Annotated in this window: 18 protein-coding genes; all 18 read left to right on the top strand. The window is 60.9% G+C overall.

The window, feature by feature from the left end:
• The first annotated feature begins 22 nt into the window (after positions 1 to 22).
• The gene (locus PHQ58_RS17920; RefSeq protein WP_300113619.1) at positions 23 to 3,526 is read left to right on the top strand and encodes a bacteriohemerythrin; all 3,504 of its coding nucleotides are present in this window, start codon (positions 23 to 25) and stop codon (positions 3,524 to 3,526) included.
• A gap of 275 nt (positions 3,527 to 3,801) precedes the next feature.
• Positions 3,802 to 4,878 (top strand): hydrogenase small subunit, encoded by a 1,077-nt coding sequence (locus PHQ58_RS17915; RefSeq protein ID WP_300113616.1) that lies wholly within the window; start codon positions 3,802 to 3,804, stop codon positions 4,876 to 4,878.
• A 23-nt stretch (positions 4,879 to 4,901) separates the two neighbouring features.
• Positions 4,902 to 6,758, top strand: coding sequence for a nickel-dependent hydrogenase large subunit (locus PHQ58_RS17910; protein ID WP_300113613.1), 1,857 nt, complete (start codon positions 4,902 to 4,904; stop codon positions 6,756 to 6,758).
• 37 nt (positions 6,759 to 6,795) lie between these two features.
• Positions 6,796 to 7,398 carry a HupE/UreJ family protein gene (locus PHQ58_RS17905; RefSeq protein WP_300113611.1) on the top strand — a complete coding sequence of 201 codons (603 nt, stop codon included), beginning with the start codon at positions 6,796 to 6,798 and terminating at the stop codon, positions 7,396 to 7,398.
• Positions 7,399 to 7,434: 36 nt separating this feature from the next.
• Positions 7,435 to 8,178: a Ni/Fe-hydrogenase, b-type cytochrome subunit gene (cybH, locus tag PHQ58_RS17900; protein ID WP_300113609.1), complete on the top strand. Its 744-nt coding sequence runs from the start codon at positions 7,435 to 7,437 to the stop codon at positions 8,176 to 8,178.
• An 11-nt stretch (positions 8,179 to 8,189) separates the two neighbouring features.
• Positions 8,190 to 8,891: a HyaD/HybD family hydrogenase maturation endopeptidase gene (locus tag PHQ58_RS17895; RefSeq protein ID WP_300113606.1), complete on the top strand. Its 702-nt coding sequence runs from the start codon at positions 8,190 to 8,192 to the stop codon at positions 8,889 to 8,891.
• Positions 8,863 to 9,204 (top strand): HypC/HybG/HupF family hydrogenase formation chaperone, encoded by a 342-nt coding sequence (locus PHQ58_RS17890; protein WP_367187346.1) that lies wholly within the window; start codon positions 8,863 to 8,865, stop codon positions 9,202 to 9,204. The genes PHQ58_RS17895 and PHQ58_RS17890 overlap by 29 nt, the downstream gene beginning before the upstream one ends.
• Before the next feature lie 43 nt (positions 9,205 to 9,247).
• Positions 9,248 to 9,712: a hydrogenase gene (locus PHQ58_RS17885; protein ID WP_300113599.1), complete on the top strand. Its 465-nt coding sequence runs from the start codon at positions 9,248 to 9,250 to the stop codon at positions 9,710 to 9,712.
• Positions 9,713 to 9,752: 40 nt separating this feature from the next.
• Positions 9,753 to 10,637, top strand: coding sequence for a hydrogenase expression/formation protein (locus PHQ58_RS17880; protein WP_367187345.1), 885 nt, complete (start codon positions 9,753 to 9,755; stop codon positions 10,635 to 10,637).
• 21 nt (positions 10,638 to 10,658) lie between these two features.
• Positions 10,659 to 10,883: a rubredoxin gene (locus PHQ58_RS17875; RefSeq protein ID WP_300113596.1), complete on the top strand. Its 225-nt coding sequence runs from the start codon at positions 10,659 to 10,661 to the stop codon at positions 10,881 to 10,883.
• Positions 10,883 to 11,389: a [NiFe]-hydrogenase assembly chaperone HybE gene (gene hybE, locus PHQ58_RS17870; RefSeq protein ID WP_300113593.1), complete on the top strand. Its 507-nt coding sequence runs from the start codon at positions 10,883 to 10,885 to the stop codon at positions 11,387 to 11,389. The genes PHQ58_RS17875 and hybE overlap by 1 nt, the downstream gene beginning before the upstream one ends.
• Positions 11,386 to 12,561, top strand: coding sequence for a nickel-dependent hydrogenase large subunit (locus PHQ58_RS17865; RefSeq protein WP_300113590.1), 1,176 nt, complete (start codon positions 11,386 to 11,388; stop codon positions 12,559 to 12,561). Before hybE ends, PHQ58_RS17865 begins: the two co-directional genes overlap by 4 nt.
• Positions 12,549 to 12,890 (top strand): hydrogenase maturation nickel metallochaperone HypA, encoded by a 342-nt coding sequence (locus tag PHQ58_RS17860; RefSeq protein ID WP_300113587.1) that lies wholly within the window; start codon positions 12,549 to 12,551, stop codon positions 12,888 to 12,890. The genes PHQ58_RS17865 and PHQ58_RS17860 overlap by 13 nt, the downstream gene beginning before the upstream one ends.
• A gap of 25 nt (positions 12,891 to 12,915) precedes the next feature.
• Positions 12,916 to 13,938: a hydrogenase nickel incorporation protein HypB gene (hypB, locus tag PHQ58_RS17855; protein WP_300113584.1), complete on the top strand. Its 1,023-nt coding sequence runs from the start codon at positions 12,916 to 12,918 to the stop codon at positions 13,936 to 13,938.
• 5 nt (positions 13,939 to 13,943) lie between these two features.
• On the top strand, positions 13,944 to 15,137 hold the full coding sequence (locus PHQ58_RS17850) for a carbamoyltransferase HypF (protein WP_300113581.1): 1,194 nt from the start codon (positions 13,944 to 13,946) through the stop codon (positions 15,135 to 15,137).
• A gap of 72 nt (positions 15,138 to 15,209) precedes the next feature.
• Positions 15,210 to 15,440: a HypC/HybG/HupF family hydrogenase formation chaperone gene (locus tag PHQ58_RS17845; RefSeq protein WP_300113579.1), complete on the top strand. Its 231-nt coding sequence runs from the start codon at positions 15,210 to 15,212 to the stop codon at positions 15,438 to 15,440.
• Positions 15,437 to 16,606, top strand: a complete 1,170-nt coding sequence (gene hypD, locus PHQ58_RS17840) for a hydrogenase formation protein HypD (RefSeq protein WP_300113576.1) — start codon at positions 15,437 to 15,439, stop codon at positions 16,604 to 16,606. Before PHQ58_RS17845 ends, hypD begins: the two co-directional genes overlap by 4 nt.
• 14 nt (positions 16,607 to 16,620) lie before the next feature.
• Positions 16,621 to 17,679: a hydrogenase expression/formation protein HypE gene (gene hypE, locus PHQ58_RS17835; RefSeq protein WP_300113573.1), complete on the top strand. Its 1,059-nt coding sequence runs from the start codon at positions 16,621 to 16,623 to the stop codon at positions 17,677 to 17,679.
• The last annotated feature ends 2 nt before the right edge of the window (positions 17,680 to 17,681 follow it).

Raw genomic sequence — 17,681 nt, 5'->3', positions numbered from 1 at the left:
TTTTCGACATCATTGGATTTTCATGTTTGAGATTTTCCCCTGGAACCCGCAGCTAGAAACGGGCATTGCCCTGATTGACGAACAACACCGCGTGCTGGTCAATCTCATCAACCGTCTGGCGCAACAGCACGTTCAGGGCGCCACACAGGCCGAGGTTCAAGCCATCCTGGGCGAGTTGGCAGACTACGCTGACTACCACTTCCGCACTGAAGAAGGCATTTGGCACACCGCTCTGGCAGGCGACGTCTGGCTGGACAAACACATGGAAACCCACCAGCGCTTTTTCACCCACATGGTGGAACTGCAATCAGGTCAGCGTGCGTTTCAGGAGGTGCTGGACGACCTGTTTTCTTACCTGATCCAATGGCTGGCTTACCACATTCTGGACAACGACAAGCGCATGGCGTTGGCCCTGAATGCCATTGAACAAGGGCTCAGTGTGGGCGCTGCCCACGCCCAGGCCGATGCCCACATGGAAGGTGCCACCGCCACGCTGATCCAGACCGTACTGGGCATGTACCAGACGCTTTCGTCACAAGCGCTTATTCTGATGCACGAAAAACTGGGCCGTCAGCGCGCCGAGCAAGCCTTGGCTGACAGCGAGGCACGCTGGCACTTGCTGCACACTGATGCCGGTCAAACGCCAACGACGTGGACCGCCACGGAGCGCCGATTGCGCACCCTGCTTGACGCCATACCCAGCGGGGTGGTAGCCGTTGACACCGAATCCAGCCAAATTGTCTTTGCCAACCCCTGGTTTTGCCAGATGCTGGGCTACAGCCAGGACGAGTTGCTGAACATGCGTGTGCCGGAACTCCACCCACCAGAAGCCTTGCATCTTGTGCAAGCTGACTTCCAGCAGATGTCGCCCGGCGCGGCCAAGGCCGCCATGGCCATACCCGTGCGCCGAAAGAACGGCAGCATTTTCATGGCCATCATTGAGCGCGTGCCGCTGACGCTTGATGGAAAGCCCAGCGTTCTGGGCGGCTTCACCGACATCACCGAGCGCCACCGGGCCGAACAAGCCTTGCAGACCAGCGAACTGCACCTGCGCATACTGGTCGACACCATTCCTGACCTGATCTGGCTGAAAGACGCGAATGGGGTCTACCTGTCATGCAACCCTGCCTTTGAGCAATTTTTTGGTGCGCCTGAGACCGACATTGTTGGTAAAACAGACCATGACTTTGTGCCCAAGGCGCTTGCCGATTTCTTCCGCGAGAAAGACCTTGCCGCCATGGCAGCACAGCGCCCCACGGTGAATGAGGAGTGGGTCACGTTTGCCAGTGACGGCCACCGTGCGCTCCTGGAGGCAACCAAGGTCGCCATGACCGGGCCAAACGGCGAGTTACTGGGTGTGCTGGGCATCAGCCACGACATCACTGAGCGAGCCAACGCCGCAGCGGCCCTGGATGCCGAGCGCCTGCGCCTGCAAAACGCCATTGACGCGGCCCATGCCGGCACCTGGGAATGGGACATTGCCGCCAACGTGGTGCGCTACAACGAGCGCGCCGCGGTCATGCTCGGGTACAAAGCCGAAGGCAAGCGGGAGGGACCTTTTGGCAACGTCATCGCCATGCTCCACCCCGACGATCGCCAGCAAGAACAGTTGCTGATGGCACGCCACCTGAGCGGTGAGTTGCCACGTTTTGAAATTGAAATGCGTCTGCGCCATCAGGACGGCCACTGGGTCTGGTTCCGCACGCTTGGGCGCGTGACCCAACGCGACACCAACCACAAACCTCTGTACGTGGCGGGCATCTGCATTGACATCACAGAGCAAAAAACGCACCGCGAACAAATCGACCACATCACCCATCACGATGCGTTGACAGGCCTGCCCAACCGAAAAATGTTTGTGGCGCTGCTGGACGTTGCCATGGCCGCCTGCACCGCACAACACAAGCATCTGGCTGTGGCCTACATCGACCTGGATGGTCTGGCCGACATCAACAACGCCCATGGACTTGAGGTGGGCAGCCAGGTGATTTTGGAGGTGAGCCGCAGGCTCTCGCAGACCATGCGCGAGCACCCCCACATTGCCCACATTGGCGGTGACGAATTTGCCGTAATTCTGGGCGAGCTGGACAAGGCCGAGGCCTACCTGGCCCCCGTCAAGCGCTTGCTGGCGGTGGTGTCTGCACCGGTCCACATTGAAGGGCTTGACTTGTCTGTAACCGCCAGCATTGGCATCACCCTTTACCCGCAAGGCGACACAGTGGATGCAGAACAGCTGCTGCGCCAGGCCGACCAGGCCATGTACCGGGCCAAACTGGCAGGCAAAAACCGCCACCACCTGTTCGACCCAGTGAGCGACGGGAGCACCCGCGACCGGTTTTTGCGCATCAATGAGATCCGCCAGGGCCTGCTGAGCGGGGAATTCCTGCTGCATTTCCAGCCCAAGGTGCACCTGATCAGTGGCGAGGTCGTCGGTTTTGAGGCGCTGATTCGCTGGCAACACCCCACGCGGGGTTTGCTGGCGCCAGCGCAGTTCATCCCCACGCTGGACAAACACCCCATGGCCATCACGTTGGGCGACTGGGTGATTGAAGCCGCTCTGGGGCAACTGGCCCAGTGGAATGCCCAGGGGCTGAACACGGCCGTCAGCGTCAACATCGACAGCCTTCAACTGCACGACCCCGATTTTTCGGATCGCCTCCAGCGCCAACTGCGCGCCCAGCCCACGGTGCGGCCAAGCCAACTGGAGCTGGAGATTCTGGAAACCGGTGCCATGGAAGACATGGCCCATGTGTCGGCCTTGATCGGGCAGTTGCAAAGCATCGGCATGGAATGTTCGCTAGACGATTTTGGCACCGGCTACTCGTCGCTGACATTTCTGAAGCAGCTCACCGCCCACACCATCAAAATTGACCAAAGCTTTGTGCGAGGCATGCTTGATGACGCCGAACACGCCACCCTTGTCAGCAGTGTGCTGGACCTGGCGCGCAACTTTGACCGTCGCGCTCTGGCTGAAGGGGTGGAAACAGAGGCCCACGGCCAGTTGCTGATTGAATTCGGCTGCGAGTTAGGCCAGGGCTACGCCATTGCACGACCCATGCCAGGCGCAGCCGTGCCGCACTGGTTGTTGCACTGGCACGTGCCGCAAGCCTGGGCGCAAAGCCAAGCGGTCGGGCTGCGCGAAATTCCCGTCTTGCTGGCCGAAGTGGAACACCGTGGGTGGCTCAAACACCTGCATGCTTTTGCTGCCAGACATGAACCGCAAGTACCGGCCGAATCCCCCCATGACTGCCGCCTTGGGCGCTGGCTTGCAAAACCCTCCACCTGCCAGCAATATCAGTCACACCCTGAATTCACGGTACTCTGCACACTTCATGAAAGACTTCATGCCCGGGCCCGGGAACTGGTTCACAGGGTTGAGGCCCATGAGCCAACATCGGTCGCGACAGAACGCCTTGCACTGGATGCACTGGATGCGCTGAGCAACAGGGTGCTGGGCAGTTTGCGCCACTTGCGCCAAGCAGATGCGAATTCACCCTGGCCCGACACGTCGTCGGCGCCGCTTTGACAGCCCATTAGACGCGGGGCATGTATGGCATGGGTTGCTGCTCAACCCAGTCAAGCAGACGGCAGCTGCCAATAGCCTTTCCAGATTGCACGCATTTACGGCAAGACTTTAACCAGTAATGTGCAAGGGCCTCTCTTGAGGCAAGTCCAGCTGCCAGACAAAATCCACATAAAAACAAGCACTTACACTCACCCCATTGGTACTTACCCTTGCCACCCCAAAAATGGCATGCATCTTGAGGTATCCACCTACCAAACAAGATGGAGACAAAATCAATGGAGACTTTCTACGAAGTCATGCGTCGCCAGGGAATTTCCCGGCGCAGTTTGCTCAAATATTGCTCGCTGACCGCCACGTCCCTTGGCCTGGCGCCAGCGTTTGTGCCGCAAATTGCACATGCCATGGAAACCAAGCCGCGCACCCCGGTGCTGTGGCTGCATGGCCTGGAATGCACGTGTTGCTCAGAGAGCTTTATCCGCTCGGCGCATCCGCTGGCCAAGGATGTGGTGCTGTCGATGATCTCGCTGGACTACGACGACACCCTGATGGCCGCCGCCGGGCACCAGGCCGAGGCCATTCTTGAAGAGGTGATGACCAAGTACAAAGGGCAGTACATCCTGGCCGTAGAGGGCAACCCGCCGCTCAACGAAGACGGCATGTTCTGCATCCAGTCAGGCAAGCCCTTTATCGAAAAACTCAAACGCGTCGCCAAGGATGCCAAGGCGGTGATTGCCTGGGGCTCCTGCGCCTCCTGGGGTTGTGTGCAGGCCGCCAAGCCCAACCCGACTGCTGCCACGCCAATCCACAAGGTGATCACCGACAAACCGATCATCAAGGTGCCGGGTTGCCCGCCAATTGCGGAGGTGATGACGGGTGTGATCACCTACATGCTGACCTTTGACAAGATTCCCGAGCTGGACCGCCAGGGTCGGCCCAAGATGTTTTACAGCCAGCGCATTCACGACAAGTGTTACCGCCGCCCCCACTTTGACGCCGGCCAGTTCGTCGAGGCCTGGGACGATGAGTCGGCACGCAAAGGTTATTGCCTCTACAAGGTGGGCTGCAAAGGCCCAACCACTTACAACGCCTGCTCCACCGTGATGTGGAACGAGGGCACCAGTTTTCCCATCAAGGCCGGGCACGGCTGTATTGGCTGCTCGGAAGACGGCTTCTGGGACAAAGGCTCGTTTTACGACCGCCTGACCACCATTCACCAGTTCGGCGTGGAAGGCACAGCCGACCAGATTGGCGGCACCGCCGCTGGCGTGGTGGGCGCCGCTGTGGTGGCCCATGCCGCCGTGTCGGCCATCAGCCGCGCTGCCGCGGCCAAAGACAAAACCACCAAAGCCTGAACCACATCACAAGGACACATACCATGGGTGCAACCGAAACACAGGGCTTCAAGCTTGACAACACAGGCCGGCGCATCGTCGTCGACCCCGTGACCCGCATTGAGGGCCACATGCGCTGCGAAGTCAACATTGACAAAGACAACATCATCCGCAACGCGGTCTCCACCGGCACCATGTGGCGCGGGCTGGAGGTCATTTTGAAAGGCAGGGATCCGCGTGATGCCTGGGCTTTTGTGGAGCGCATTTGCGGCGTTTGCACCGGCTGCCATGCCCTGGCTTCGGTGCGTGCGGTAGAAGATGCGCTGGGCATCGTCATCCCCAAAAACGCCTACCTGATCCGCGAGATCATGGCCAAAACGCTGCAGGTGCATGACCATGCCGTGCACTTTTACCACCTGCACGCGCTGGACTGGGTGGACATTATTTCTGCGCTGAAAGCCGACCCAAAAAAGACCAGCGAGTTACAGCAAACGGTGTCGCCCTCGCACCCGCTGTCGTCGCCGGGTTATTTCCGCGACATTCAGAACCGGTTGAAGAAGTTTGTGGAAAGCGGCCAGCTCGGCCCCTTTGCCAACGGCTACTGGGGCAGCAAAGCCTACGTGCTTCCCGCCGAGGCCAACCTGATGGCCGTCACCCACTATCTGGAAGCGCTGGACCTGCAAAAAGACTGGGTCAAGATCCACACCATCTTCGGCGGCAAAAACCCGCACCCAAATTACCTGGTGGGCGGTGTGCCCTGCGCCATCAACATCGATGGCGACGGCGCCGCAGGCGCACCCATCAACATGGAACGGCTTAATTTTGTCAAGGCGCGCATTGACGAAATGATCGAGTTCAACAAAAACGTCTACATCCCCGACGTGCTGGCCATTGGCACCATTTACAAGCAAGCTGGCTGGCTTTACGGCGGCGGTCTAAGCGCCACCAATGTCAGCGATTACGGAACCTATGAAAAAGTCATGGGCGATGCCAAGACACAGATGTTACCTGGCGGAGCCATCCTGAACGGCAACTGGGACGAGATCCACCCAATTGACCCGCGTGACCCCGAGCAGGTGCAAGAGTTTGTCACCCACAGCTGGTACAAATACGCCGATGACACCAAAGGATTGCACCCCTGGGACGGTGTGACAGAACCCAACTACAAGCTGGGCGACAAAACCAAAGGCACACGCACCAACATCGAGGAAATCGACGAAAGCGCCAAGTACTCCTGGATCAAGTCACCCCGCTGGCGCGGTCATGCCATGGAAGTGGGGCCCCTGTCGCGCTACATCCTGGCCTACGCCCATGCCAGCAAGGGCAACACCTACGCACAACGCCCCAAGGAGCAGATCGAATACGCGGCGCAGATGATCAACAGTTCCTTCCCCAAGGCGCTGGGCATGCCGGAAACCCAATACACCGCCAAGCAGTTGCTGCCCACCACCATTGGCCGCACCCTGGCACGCGCGCTGGAAAGCCAGTACTGCGGCGAAATGATGCTCGACGACTTCAATGAGCTGGTGGCCAACATCAAGGCGGGTGACCGCAGCACCGCCAACGTCGAAAAGTGGGACCCCGCCACCTGGCCCAAAGAGGCCAAGGGTGTGGGCGTGGTGGCAGCACCGCGCGGCATGCTGGGCCACTGGATCAAGATCAAAGACGGAAGAATAGAAAACTACCAGTGCGTGGTGCCCACCACCTGGAACGGCAGCCCACGCGATGCCAAGGGCCAGATTGGCGCCTTTGAGGCCAGCCTGCTGGGAACCCCCATGGCCAACCCCGAGCAGCCGCTGGAAATCTTGCGCACGCTGCATTCGTTTGACCCCTGCCTGGCCTGCTCCACCCACGTGATGAGCCCGGATGGCCAGGAAATGGCCAACGTCAAGGTGCGTTAACCCGCATTCACCCTATTTTTTGAAATTGGAGAACTTCATGAAACTGTTGACACAAAACACCGTGCGCGGGCTCAGTGTGGCCGCCCTCGGTTTGTTGACCGGACTGGCCCAGGCCCACACCGGGCACGGCACCTCAGGCATTGCCGAAGGCCTGGCCCACCCGCTCGGGGCCGACCACCTGCTGGCCATGGTGGCGGTGGGTATCTGGTCGGTCTGCGCCTTGCCCGCCAACAAGGCTTGGTGGGGGCCTGCGACCTTCATGTTGTCGCTGATCATCAGTGCCGCGTTGGGTGCTACGGGCTTTAGCGTGCCTTTTCTGGAGCAGCTGATTTCCCTGAGCGTGGTGCTGTTTGGTGTCATGCTGGTCTTTAGCCGCATGAAGATGCCTGTCGCTTTGGGCCTGGCACTGGTGGCCCTGGCGGCGTCCCTGCACGGCTTGGCACATGGCGCTGAGGCCCCGGAAACCGGGTTTGCCACTTACGCCGCAGGCTTCCTGGCAACCACCGTCACCCTGCATTTTGGTGGCTTGGCCATTGGCCTTGGCGTGCGCAACTACCTTGCCCAAAAGTCGACATGGGTCATGGCCGGTTTGGGCTCGATTTGCAGCGGTGCCGGTCTGTACCTGTTCAGCCAACTCTGATGCACCTCTGCGCATGAGCAGCCACAAGGAGACACCATGAATACAAGTCACGCATCACCTGTTGCAGACAAAGTTCACGCGGCCCTGCCGTCGGAAGAGGCAGAGTTTTCCCATAGCAAGTCCGTCAAGTCGGTGTATGTGTATGAAGCACCGGTGCGCCTTTGGCACTGGGTCAACGCGCTTGCCATCACCGTGTTGTGCATCACCGGCTATTTCATCGGCTCGCCCCTGCCCACCATGCCGGGTGAAGCCAGCGCGAACTTCCTGATGGGCTACATCCGCTTTGCCCACTTCACGGCCGGTTACACCCTGGCCATCGGGCTGCTGGGCCGCACCTACTGGGCGTTTGCAGGCAACCACCATGCCCGCGAACTGTTTTCGGTGCCAATTTTTCAACGCGCCTTCTGGCATGAAATGCTGGCCATGCTCAAGTGGTATGCCTTCCTGGGGCCAAGCCCCGGCCCCTATGTAGGTCACAACCCGATGGCCCGGTTTGCCATGGTCTTCGTGTTTTTGCTCATGGCTGTTTTCATGGTCTTTACCGGATTCGCCATGTATGGCGAAGGCCTGCAGGCGGGCTCGTGGGCTGACAAATTGTTTGGCTGGGTGATTCCCCTGATGGGTCAGTCGCAAGATGTGCACACCTGGCACCACATGGGCATGTGGGTGATCATTCTTTTTGTCATTTTTCACATCTATGCGGCGATTCGCGAAGACATCATGGGGCGCCAAAGCATTGTGAGCACCATGATTTCCGGCTTTCGCACCTTCAAGGACTGAGTCGGTTCACCATGAGCACCATCGCCATCAACACACTGCCCGGCGCGCCGACCCACACGCATCCAAGCGGCGCTTACCCTTTTGCCAACACCACGCCGGAGGAACACATTGTGGTCTTGGGCATTGGCAACGTGCTTTGGGCCGACGAGGGTTTTGGGGTGCGCTGCATTGAGGCTCTACAACGCGAATGGACGTTTGCGCCCCACGTGGAACTGATCGATGGCGGAACGCAAGGCCTGTACCTGATCCAGAACGTTCAGTCTGCCACCCGGCTGCTGATTTTTGATGCCATCGACTACGGCCTGGCACCGGGCACCCTGAAACTGATCGAGAACGACGAGGTGCCCAAATTCATGGGCGCCAAAAAGATGAGCTTGCACCAGACCGGTTTTCAGGAAGTGCTGTGCCTGGCCCAGTTCACCGGCCACTACCCGGCACAGGTGCTGCTGGTGGGCTGTCAGCCCGAGGAGCTGGATGATTACGGCGGCAGCTTGCGGCCCATCGTCAGGCAAGCCATGGGGCCGGCATTAACCCACGGCATCGAGGCACTCACGGCTTGGGGCGCGCAGCCGCAACGCCGCGCCAGCCCCTTGCCCGAAGATGCCACCTTGACCGGGGCCATGCTGACACTGGCGCGGTACGAGCGCGAGCGGCCCAGCGCCGAGGACGCCTGCCGCAAGGGGGATGACCGCTTCATCCCCATGGGGCTCTGACATGTGCATTGGCATTCCCATGCAGGTGATGTCGGTCGACCCCGGTTTTGCCAACGTGGCCGGACGAAGTGAAACCCGACGGGTGGGCACCCGCCTGATTGACATCGTGGCGCCTGGCCAGTGGCTGCTGGTGTTTCTGGATGACGCGCGGGAAACCATCACACCCGAGCGCGCCGCCGAAGTGAACGCAACGCTGGATTTGCTGGCCGTGGCGATGGGGCAAGGGGCATCACCCGCGTTCCCGGACGACCCTGGCTTTGCACTGCCTTCCGCAATGAACCTACAGGCTGTGCAACGCATGACCCAGAGCTGACCCAACCCCACAAACAACAAGATAAAACTAACAGGAGATGACCATGATTGACACCGACATTGAAGCCCCACCACTATTAGCCCAACTGGTCAGCAAGCACCAGGCCCCATGGATTGACTTTGACAACATGAAGGCCTGGCTGGCTTCGCAACAAGGCGACCACGTGCTGCTTTTTGCCGGTGACCCGGTGCGTTTCCCCGAAGCGGTGGACGTGGCCGTGGTTTTGCCCGAACTGCAAAAAGTCAGCGCAGCGGCTGGTCGCCCCTTCGGCATGGCCGTGGCCGTGCCAGAGACCGCAGAAGCGCTAGCCAAAACCTTTGGCTCACAGCGCTGGCCGACACTGATGTTTTTCAGGGATGGCTGCTATGTGACCACGCTCTCAGGAATGCACGACTGGACCGACTACCTGACCCTGCTTGCCCAGGCGCTGGACGCCCCCACCAGCCGCGCACCCACCGTCGGCATCCCGGTGGTCAGCAGCCAGGCACAGGGCGCAAGCTGCCACTGAGCACCACGGTTCATCTTCATTGCCCAACTGCGAGACGCACATGTACGACATCAAACCTTTCCCGATTCCTGTGGTGGCCGACCTCGGGCCCGGCACCCAGTCTGAAGACGACACGCTGGACTACATCGCCATGCCGCAAGGCATGGAAACCTACCACACGCCGGTGCTGCCTGAGCCTGAGGAAATTGCCCAACACGCAGGTGCTGTGCTGGTGTTGCATGAGGTACTTTCGACGTTGCGCCAGGTGGCCGAAGGTGCGGCACCCAAACATGACACGGCCCGCGTCACGCTGGCTCGCCTTGGCGCTCAAGACCTGACGCTGATCAACCAGGTGTTGGGCGAGGGTGAGGTCAGCGCGCAGGTGCTGGCGCAAGACGGCACACCCGTGCTGCAAATTCAGGAGGCCGTGTTTGCCGGTGTGTGGCGTGTGATTGAGTCGGCGCCCGATGGCACGGTGCGCGACTGGATTGAGGTGGGTGGCGTGCCTGAGGTGCTGCGGCAAACAGCCAAGCTGGATGGAGGCCAGGCAGAGACTGCGCCGCTTGCAGTACCGCCCGAAGTGATGAACGCACCGAGCGTGCTGGTGGAGCTCGAAGACCAGCGCCGCACCTGGCAGCCCGGCCAAGTGGCACACGTGGTTAATCTCAGTCTGTTGCCCCTGACACCCATAGACATTGGCTACCTGGACCACCGGCTTGGCACGGGGCGGGTGCTGATTCTCTCGCGTGGCTATGGCAACTGCCGCATCACCAATTGCTGCGTGCCCCACACCTGGCGCGTGGTCTACTACAACTCGCAGGACACGGTGATTTTGAATTCTGTGGAAGTCACCGATATGCCAGACGTTGTCTGTGCCGCACCGGAAGACCTGTGCGATTCAGTAGACCGTCTGCATGAGGTCTTGCAATGGGTGAATCAATCGTAAGCGCAGCATGAAGGACAACACATGAGTGGCGTGGATGGTCAACAGTTTGAGGGCAGCTACCTGGGCGATCGCTCACGCCTGCCCGCGCACGCCAAACTGGAATGCAAGATCTGCTGGTGGGTTTATGACCCGGCCGAGGGTGACCCGCAGTGGCAAATATCACCCGGCACAACTTTTGCCGATTTGCCCGCACACTGGCGCTGCCCGCAATGCGACGGTGCGGCCGACCAGTTCATGGTGGTGTGATGAATGACAACCAACAGCGCCGGGTCACGGCACTTGAGCAGCTTTTTACCGAGATTTCCTGCACCCGCATGCAAGACGTGCCGGTGCAAAACCCGGCAGTGCGGGTTCAGGCACTTGGCTTTGCAGCCGACACCAACAATGCCGAGATGCTGCTGGGCGTGTTGGTAACCCCCTGGTTCATGAACTTGGTGCGCCTGCCTTCACGGCTGTCCTGTGCGGACGATCAACTGCTGGCCTCAGGGAAAAAAGCCAAGCGAGCCGTGGGCAACGAATCTTTTGAGTTCATTGGTGCCAGTGAGCCTGGCGTTGGCGCGTTCGAGGTCTGCTCGCTGTTTTCGCCCATGTTTGAGTTTGCCAACCATGCCGCAGCGCTGGCCACCGCAAGCGAGGTGCTCAGCTTGCTGCGCGCACCCGAGGCACCGGCGGCAAGTGCACCCCACACGCCGCCAAACCGCCGCGGATTTTTGTTTGGCCGCGGTGTCGCGTCTGCGGGGGAACCCCCATGACAACGGGCATGAACCTGGCAGGTCGCTACACCTTGCACCCGGGCATGACGCCAAGCATTGAGGGCCATCGGCCCGTCATGGGTGACGGCGTCCTTGGCCGCTTGTTGCGCGGGCAGCAAGGCGAGTCGGTAGAGCACACGTTGGCACAGGTGTTCAGCTTGTGCTCGCATGCCCACCGGCGCACTGCGCGCCTGGCGCTGAACGCGGCAAATCCGAGCCTGGAAACCCCTTTGCCAGAACAGCCACCGGTGTTTTTGTGGCTTGAGACCGCGCGCGACCATTTGCGCAGCATCGCCATGGCGTGGCCGCAACGCCAAACCGGGCAACCCCTTGAACCTGACCACCTGGACTGGCTGCGCAACTGCCCGCTTTCCCTGGGTGTCGTGGCCCAGGCATCTCACGAAAACGACGCCTGGGACGCGCTCACACGACTGCGGCGCTGGGTTGAAGACAGCCTGTTGGGTCAACCGGTTGGCAGCTGGCTGATTCGCCACCGCGAGCCCGATGCATTCGGCAGCTGGTGCCGGTCCCACGCACCGACCTTGCCCCCCGCGCAGTTGTTGCACACCTGGTATGTGCAAACCCGTGACATGGTTCCCGCCACACGCAGTCTGGACCTGCTCAACACAAACCCGGCGCAGCAGGCCGCCACCATGACTGATATGGCGCACGCGATGGCCAGCACGGCCAACTTTGTGCAACGCCCGACCTGGCTGGGTCAGTGCGCCGAAACCGGCCCATGGACACGCCTGCGGCATCGCAACAAGACCGCCACCGCCCCGCAGACCATCTGGACAAGACTGTCTGCGCGCTGGATTGAGCTGCTGGAATTTGCCGCCATCAAGCCGCACACCCCCGTTCAACCCAAGTCGCCGCTGTTGGCCAGCGGCGCGGTGCGCGTAGGCGAGGGGCAGGCCATTGCCTGGTGTGAGATGGCACGTGGCCTCCTTCTGCACTGGGTGCAGCTGGATGCACAAGGGCGGGTGGCGGATTACCGGGTGCTGGCACCGACCGAATGGAATTTCCATCCCCAGGGCGTATTGGCCAAGGCCTTGACAACCCTCAAACCACATGACACCGTGTCCGCCTGGGCACTTGCCGCGGCGTTTGACGCCTGCGTTGAATGCCAGGTGAGCGACCCTGACTTTCTGGAGACCCCATGCATGAACTGAGTCTGGCCGGCGGCATCTTGCGCGTGCTGGAGCAAGCCCGCGAGCGCGATCCGTTTGAGCGCGTCACCCACCTGCGCCTGGAAGCGGGTGCCCTGAGTGGCGTGGAACTCTCTGCGCTGCGTTTTGCCCTGGAAGCCATTGCCCCGGGCACTTGCCTTGAACATGCCACGATTGACATTGCCGAACCCGCAGCCACGGCCTGGTGCATGCCGTGCAGCCAAAGTGTGCCCATTCGCTCCCGCCTTGATCCCTGCCCGCTGTGCGGCGGTTTTCAGCTGCAAGCCACCAGTGGTACAGAATTGCGGGTGATGGAATTGCAGGTCATCTGATTTCACTACCAAAGAGGAAAACAACATGTGTGTCGTATGCGGTTGCAGTAACACCGGAGCCAACCCGGCAGACCCCAATGTGGCGGTGCATCCCACCACCGGCGACCTGCATTTTGGTGCCGGTGAGGCCCGGGTGTCGGTGCCCGGCATGAGCCAGGCGCGGGCCATCAAGCTGGAGACCGATGTGCTGGGCGCCAACAACGCGGTGGCAGCGCAAAACCGGGCGCACTTTGCCTCGCATGAAGTGACCGCCTACAACCTGGTGTCAAGCCCCGGCTCTGGCAAAACCACGCTGCTGTGCGCCACCATTGAGGCCCTGAAAAAGCGTCACCAAGCTGTTTTGGTGGCGGTGATTGAGGGCGACCAGCAAACCAGTTTTGACGCCGATCGGATTCGCGCCACGGGTGCGCCAGCCATCCAGATCAACACGGGAAAGGGTTGCCACCTGGACGCGCCGATGGTGGCGCAGGCGTTCTCAAAGCTCGACTTGCACGCCGCACACCACCACGCGCATGAAGAACCGCATGAGGATCATGCCCATGACCACGGTCATGAACACGGTCACGATCATTCGCATGCCCATAACCATTCACATGAGCACCCGCATACACACGATCACCCACACGCTGCGCCCACCATTTTGTTCATCGAAAACGTTGGCAATCTGGTCTGCCCGGCGATGTGGGACCTGGGCGAGAAAGCCAAGGTCGCCATCCTATCCGTCACCGAAGGCGAAGACAAACCCCTCAAATACCCCGACATGTTCGCCGCCGCCAAGCTGATGATTCTCAACAAGATCGACCTGCTGCCGCATGTGTCGTTTGACGTGGCCCGCTGCAAGGAATTTGCCCGCCGGGTCAACCCGGGCATTGAAATTCTGGAACTCTCTGCCACCACCGGCCAGGGCATGGAAGCCTGGCTGGACTGGTTGCTGGCTGACGACCACAAACACCACGACGCCGACGCGTTGCACGCCCGCATCGCCCAGCTGGAGGCCGAGCTGGCGCAGGCCAAAGCGCAAATCACCTCGCAACCCGCGAAGGCATAACCACCGTGGCACGCATTCTGGCCTGTGGCGCATTTCTGAAAAACGCCGCTTGTTTGCTCGACACCTCGGCACCCGATGCCGTGCGGTGGTCGACCAACCACGGCGATTTGTCAGACCCACGGGCTTGCGTGGCGTTGGACGCCTCGGTGCAACAACTGCTGGCGCAAGCCGGCGGGCCAATTGATGCGGTAGCGCATGACCTGCACCCCGATTTCTTCAGCACCCAACTCGCCCTGCGGCTGGCGCATGAGCACGGTGTGCCGGCCATCGCCGTGCAGCACCACCATGCCCACATCGCCACCGTGCTGGCTGAACATGGCACAGACATCGCGCGCCCGGTGATCGGCCTGGCGCTGGATGGCGTCGGGCTGGGCTTTGATAACACCGCCTGGGGCGGTGAGGTGCTGCTGGTGGCAGGTGACTGCTGCGAGCGCGTCGGCCATCTGAGCCCGCTGGCCTTACCCGGTGGCGATGTGGCGGCCAGAGAACCCTGGCGCATGGCGGCAGCGGCCATGCACGCCTGCGGGCAAACAGATCAGATCGTGCCGCGGCTCAGCCCCGTGGTGGGTGAGCAGGCGGCACGCACCATCACCACCATGCTGCGGCGCTCGCTCAACTGCCCCGCGACCACCGCCGCCGGGCGCTGGTTTGACGCGGCAGCCGGCTTGCTGGGTTTATCGGTTCGGCAAGAGGCAGAGGCGCAGGCGGCCATAGCGCTGGAGCAAGCGGCGGCGCGCTGGCTGCAAACCAATCACGTCGGGGTTCGCCCCGATGACTGGTTCATCACCAAGGATGGCCAGATTGATTTGCGCCCGCTTTTTGTCTCGTGGCTCACCCAATCCAACCCCAGCAACGCCGCAGCAGTGGACGAAGCCGCCGCGCGCTTTCACCTGAGCTTGGCCGATGCCCTGGCCAGCCACACGGCCAGGGCTGCCAAAACGCGTGGCATAAAAGATGTGGCCTTGGGCGGCGGCTGTTTCTTCAACCGCATCCTGACGCAGCGCATCACCTCGAAACTGGTGCGTGAGGGCTTGAACGTGCTGCAAACCCAACAGCTGTCGTGCGGCGACGCCGGGCTGGCACTGGGTCAAGCCTGGGTGGCGGCCCGCATGGTGACAAGCGAAGCCGCAAAAGGCACGGACAAAGTCCGGAGCATTCTGGCGGCTGGCCCCATCACACAGGGCACCGCAAAACTTTAAACAAAACTGGGCTGTAGCCCTTATTAAATAAGCGCAACCAGCTATTTTTAATATAGCAAACAAGGAGGTTCCATGTGTCTAGCCCTTCCCGCCCGTGTGGTGCAACTGCTGCCGGGCCAGCGCGCCATCGTCGATCTGGGCGGTGTGCGCAAAGAGGTGTCGATTGATCTGGTGGACGACGCCCAAGTGGACGACTACGTGATCATTCATGTGGGTTATGCCATCGGCAAAATCGACCCTGAAGAAGCCGCGCGCACCCTGGCGCTGTTTGCCGAGCTGGCGCAAACCGAGGCACGGGCATGAAATACATCGACGAATTCCGCGATGGCGAGCGTGCGCGCCACATCGCCGCCAACATTGCCGCTGAAGTGCGCCCCGACACCACTTACAGCTTCATGGAATTCTGCGGCGGCCACACCCACGCCATTTCGCGCTACGGCATTGCTGACATGTTGCCGCCCAATGTGCGCATGATTCACGGGCCAGGCTGCCCGGTGTGTGTGCTGCCCATCGGGCGGGTTGACCTGGCTATTCGCCTGGCGCTGGAGCGCGGCGTGATGCTGTGCACCTATGGCGACACCATGCGCGTGCCGGCGTCTGACGGCCTGTCCCTGATCAAGGCCAAAGCGCGGGGTGCCGATGTGCGCATGGTGTATTCCGCCTCCGACGCCCTCAAGCTGGCCGAGCAACACCCCGAGCGTGAGGTGGTGTTTTTTGCCATTGGCTTTGAGACCACGACACCGCCTACGGCGCTGATATTGCGTGATGCCAAGGCACGTGGGGTGAACAACTTCAGCGTGTTGTGCTGCCATGTGCTCACGCCTTCGGCCATCACGCACATTCTGGAATCAGCCGAAGTACGCACGCTGGGCACGGTGCCGATTGACGGTTTTGTAGGCCCCGCGCATGTGAGCATCGTGATCGGCTCCGAGCCGTATGAACACTTTGCGCAGGAGTACCGCAAACCGGTGGTCATCACCGGGTTTGAGCCGATGGACGTGATGCAAGGTATTTTGATGCTGGTGCGCCAGATCAACCAGGGTCGCGCCGAGGTAGAAAACGAATTCAGCCGCGCCGTCACGCGTGAGGGCAATCTGGCCGCGCAAAACCTGGTGTCACAGATATTTGAGCTGCGCGAAAGCTTCGAGTGGCGCGGCCTGGGCGAGGTACCCTACAGCGCGCTCAAGATTCGCCCGGCCTATGCTCAGTGGGATGCCGAGGTGAAATATGACCTGAAGTACCAAAGCGTTCCCGACCACAAGCAGTGTGAATGTGGAGCGATTCTGCGTGGTGTCAAACGCCCGCAAGACTGCAAACTGTTTGGCACCGTGTGCACGCCCGAGAGCCCCATGGGCTCGTGCATGGTGTCGAACGAAGGCGCCTGCGCCGCGCATTATTCTTATGGACGATTTAGGGATGCAGCCCAGGCAGATCGTGCGCAAGCAGCTATCAACATAGTAGCAATCTAATTCAAACCCACGCCATGTCCACCAAGAAGAACTACCTGCGCCCCATCGACTTCAAACACGGCCACATCGACATGACCCACGGTGCCGGGGGCCGCGCCGCCGCGCAGTTGATTGACGAGTTATTTGCCAAAGCCTTTGACAACGAGTACCTGCGCCAAGGCCACGACGGCGCCTTGCTGCCGCTGCCATCTGAGGGCAAGCTGGTCATGGCCACCGATGGGCATGTGATCTCGCCGCTGTTTTTTCCGGGGGGTGACATTGGTTGCCTGTCGGTGCATGGCACGGTGAACGACGTGGCCATGTCGGGAGCCAAACCGCTCTACTTGGCGGCCAGTTTCATCATCGAAGAAGGCTTCCCCCTTGCAGATTTGAAGCGCATTGTCGAATCCATGGCGGCTGCCGCGCGTGAGGCCGGTGTTCCAGTAGTCACCGGTGACACCAAGGTGGTGGAAAAAGGCAAGGGCGATGGCGTTTTCATCAGCACCACCGGGGTGGGCATTGCGCCGCCGGGGCTGTGTATTGATGGCCGCAGCGCCAAGGTGGGGGATGCCATTCTGGTGTCAGGCACCCTGGGTGAACACGGCGTGGCGGTGATGTCGCTACGCGAATCGCTGGAGTTTGAAACCGCCATAGAGTCCGACACCGCGGCGCTGCACACGCTGGTGCAAAGCATGTTGCAAGCCTTGGCCAACCCCAATGACTTGCATGTGCTACGCGACCCCACGCGCGGCGGCCTGGCCACCACACTCAATGAGATCACGCGCCAGTCGCAAGTGGGCATGCTGATCAACGAGGCCGCCATTCCGGTGCTGCCGCAGGTGAATGCCGCGTGTGAACTGCTGGGGCTGGACCCGCTCTATGTGGCCAACGAGGGCAAGCTCATCGCCATCTGCGCGCCCGAGGTGGCAGACCAACTGCTGGCCGCCATGCGCGCCCACCCACTAGGGGAGCGCGCGCAGCGCATTGGCACGGTGATTGAAGACAGCAACTGCTTTGTGCAGATGAACACCAACTTTGGCGGGCGACGTGTGGTGGACTGGCTCAGCGGCGAGCAGTTGCCACGCATTTGCTGATG

This window comes from Rhodoferax sp. (genome assembly GCF_028688795.1).
In the GTDB taxonomy this organism is placed as follows: Bacteria; Pseudomonadota; Gammaproteobacteria; order Burkholderiales; family Burkholderiaceae_C; genus Rhodoferax.
Note: the sequence above shows the minus strand (reverse complement) of the source record. Positions and strands in the feature narration are given on the sequence as shown.